The organism is Mycobacterium sp., assembly GCF_049683935.1.
GTDB lineage: Bacteria > Actinomycetota > Actinomycetes > Mycobacteriales > Mycobacteriaceae > Mycobacterium.
The window spans coordinates 1-3221 of sequence record NZ_JBAUJR010000092.1; the positions used below are offsets into that span (position 1 = coordinate 1).

The 3221-nt window shown below is 69.2% G+C and carries 3 protein-coding genes; all 3 read right to left on the reverse strand.

The genetic code is table 11. The features are described 5' to 3' along the window. A partial coding sequence (locus WA965_RS05200; RefSeq protein WP_526447185.1) for an ArnT family glycosyltransferase occupies positions 1-1401 on the reverse strand: 1401 nt, incomplete at its 3' end. Continuing rightward, positions 1398-2672 carry a bifunctional glycosyltransferase family 2/GtrA family protein gene (locus tag WA965_RS05205; protein ID WP_526302714.1) on the reverse strand — a complete coding sequence of 425 codons (1275 nt, stop codon included), beginning with the start codon at positions 2670-2672 and terminating at the stop codon, positions 1398-1400. The genes WA965_RS05200 and WA965_RS05205, both read right to left, overlap by 4 nt. A gap of 29 nt (positions 2673-2701) precedes the next feature. Further along, positions 2702-3221 (reverse strand): mannosyltransferase YkcB-related protein (locus tag WA965_RS05210; protein WP_526447187.1); only part of this gene is annotated, 520 nt, incomplete at its 5' end.

Sequence of the window (3221 nt, forward strand, 5' to 3'; positions counted from 1 at the left end):
CTTGTGGACCCCGGCCGCGGTCACCGCCGCCACCAGCACGGCACCGATCAGCACCACCCACCGCAGCCACGGCAGCCAGTCGGGGGTGCGGTCCAGAAGGATGAACGCCCACACGCCGGTCGCCGCGGACATCGCCGCCAGCACCAGTCGGGGCGCCAGATGGGTTCTGCCCCGCCAGAGTTCGATCACCGAGATTCCGACCAGCGCGGCGATCGCAGGCGCCAACGCCACCGTGTAGTACGGGTGGATGATGCCGTCCATGAAGCTGAAGACAGCACCGGTGACCAGCAGCCAACCACCCCAGAGCAGCAGGTTGGCCCGCACTGCAGAGGTGCGCACGGCGCGGCGGGTGAACCACAGCCCTGCGACCAACCCGATCAGCGCGGCCGGCAACAGCCAGGACGCCTCGGCGCCCATCGATGCGCCGAACAGCCTTCCGATTCCGGGGTCGCCGCCGAAGAACAGGTTGCCCGCTCCACCCGGGCCGCCGGGCCCGTCAGCACCGCCCGGCCCGCCACCCGGGCCGCCCTCACCACCGGTGACACGCTGGATTCCGTTGTAGCCCAATGCAAGCTGCACCAGGCTGTTGTCGGTCGAACCGCCGATGTACGGCCGGGAATCGGCTGGCCAGAGGCTGACCAGCGCCAGGAACGACCCCGCGGTGGCGATCATCGCACCGGCCGCGAACAGCAGCCTGCGGATGCGCGGCCACAGACCCACCGGCGCCGCCACCAGGAACGCCAACGCGAATCCGGGAACGACGAGAACGGCCTGCAGCATCTTGGTCAGGAACGCGAACCCCAGAACCACCCCCACCAGTACCAGCCAGCGGGTGCCCGCCGTTTCGATGGCACGCACCATGAAGTAGCCGGCGATCACCAGCAGCAGCACCAGCAGCGCGTCCGGATTGTTGTAGCGGAACATCAGGGCGGCCACCGGAGTAGCGGCCAGAACGACGCCGGCGACAAGTCCGGCACCGGGTCCGCTGACCCGGCGCACGGCGGCATACAGGACACCGACGGCGGCCACGCCCATCAACGCCTGCGGCAACAGCATCGTGAACGGACTGAACCCGAACAACCTGCCCGACAACGCCATCAGCCACAGGGCGGCGGGCGGTTTGTCGACCGTGATCGCATTGCCGGAGTCCAGTGATCCGAACAGCCAGGCTTTCCAGTCCTGTGTGCCCGCCTGCGCGGCCGCCGCGTAGTACTCGTTGGCCCAGCCCGAGGAGCCCAGATCCCACAGATAGAGCACCGCCGTGACGGCCAGCAGAGCAAGCAGACCGGGTCGTGCCCAGCGGGGCTGCGTGCCGTCCCCGAAGACGAGCCGGCCGGGAAGGCCTGCTCTCGGCGGTGACTCTGCGCGGGTACACACAGCTGCGTCGGTGGTGAGCGTCATCGGGGGTTTCCTTCTGTGTTGGTGCGGCGGGGGTGAAACACCCAGCCGCGCAGGAGAACAAAGCGCACGGCGGTGGCGAGCAGGTTCGCGGCGACCAGCACCGCGAGCTCGACCATGTGATGCGGCGCCGATGTGGTGGCATGCAGCAGACCCAGTGCGCCACTGGTGATCGACAGCGCGATACCGAAGACGATCAGGCCCTCCATATGATGGCGTGCCAGGTGAGGGCTGCCCGCGACGCCGAAGGTGAAGCGCCTGTTGGCCGCGGTGTTGGCGATCGCGGTGAGCAACAGCGCGACCAGGTTCGCCAGCTGTGCGCCGGCCCAGCCCTGCATCAGGATGAACAGCAGCACATAGGCGGCGGTGGAGGCCACCCCGACAGCGCCGAACCGGACCACCTGCCGCAGTAGTGAGCCGGGTGCGGCCGCACCGCTGGACAGGCCGAGCTGGGCGGCGATCGTGTTGACCGGGATCGTGCCGGTGGTGAAGCCGCGTAAGAGCCGCCCGATGCCGCGGAGGTCGGCCGCGGCGGTGGCGACGATGTCGACGCGGCTGTCCGGGTCGTCCACCCAGTCCACCGGGACCTCGTGAATCCGCAGCCCGCTGCGCTCCGCGACCACCAACAGCTCGGTGTCGAAGAACCAGCCGGTGTCCTCGACGAACGGCAGCAGTCGGGCGGCGACGTCCGCGCGGATCGCTTTGAAACCACACTGCGCGTCCGAGAATCCGGCGGAAAGTGTGGATTTCAGGATCAGGTTGTAGCAGCGGGAGATGAACTCGCGCTTGGGTCCGCGGCGGACACGCGCACCGCGGCCGAGCCGGGTGCCGATCGCGAGGTCCGAATGGCCGGAGATCAGCGGCGCCACCAGCGGGGCCAGCGCCGCGAGGTCGGTGGACAGGTCGACGTCCATGTACACCAGCACGGCTGCGTCGGACTGCGACCACACCTGATGCAGTGCCCGCCCGCGCCCCTTCTGTTCCAGTCGCACCACCCGCACGTCGGTCAACTCGGTGGCGAGTTCGGCGGCGATCCGCGGGGTGTCGTCGACGCTCGCATTGTCGGCGATGGTGATCCGGGCCGGGAAGGGGATCGCGTCCTGCAGGTAGCGATGCAGCCGGTGCACCGAATCCGCCAGCGCGGCCTGCTCGTTGTAGACCGGGACGACGACGTCCAGGACGGGCGCCCCGGCGGCGCGCGGCGCGCGGGCGGCGTTCTCTCGTGGACCGAAAGGGCGTCGAACGCAGTTCAACTCGAGGGCGGAGTGTGTCATGTCGTCAATGGTCGGTCGGGCAGGTGTGCTCACCGTTGGCCCGAGCTATGCGCCGGCTGTGAGATGACACCGGGGTTGGCCAGGTCGTAGACCACTGCACCGTTCACGGTCTGCGCCGGGTAATGCGCCTGGACCCACTCGCGGATCGCCGCCGATGTGGTTGCGCCCTCGGCGCTCCCCTGTGCCATCATCATCCGGCCTTCGATGAAGTAGTGGATCTGCCCCTCGTCGACGAAGCGGACGAACTGGTCGAGGGTCGGCGACGGATCGGTGCCGTTGAAACCGCCGACGGCCATCACCGGGACTCCGGCGGACAGTTGGTATCCGGCGGCGTTGTTGGACCCGATGACCGCTGCGGCCCAGGTGAATTGGCCTGAATCTGTGGACAGCAGTCGTGCCAGGTCCGGGTGCGGCGTCGGTGCACTGAGCAGCCCGCCGCCGAAACCGCCGCCGGGGCCGACTCCTCGCGACGGCCCGACCGAGGGGAGGGCTCCACTGTGGGGTGTCGCCGCGGTGGCAACCGAGTTCGCGGCCGGAGCGACGAGGCAC

What these genes read in the sequence shown, in the direction of transcription:
- WA965_RS05205 (WP_526302714.1), bottom strand. Translation starts at nt 2,672, where the DNA reads ATGACACACTCCGCCCTCGAGTTGAACTGCGTTCGACGCCCTTTCGGT.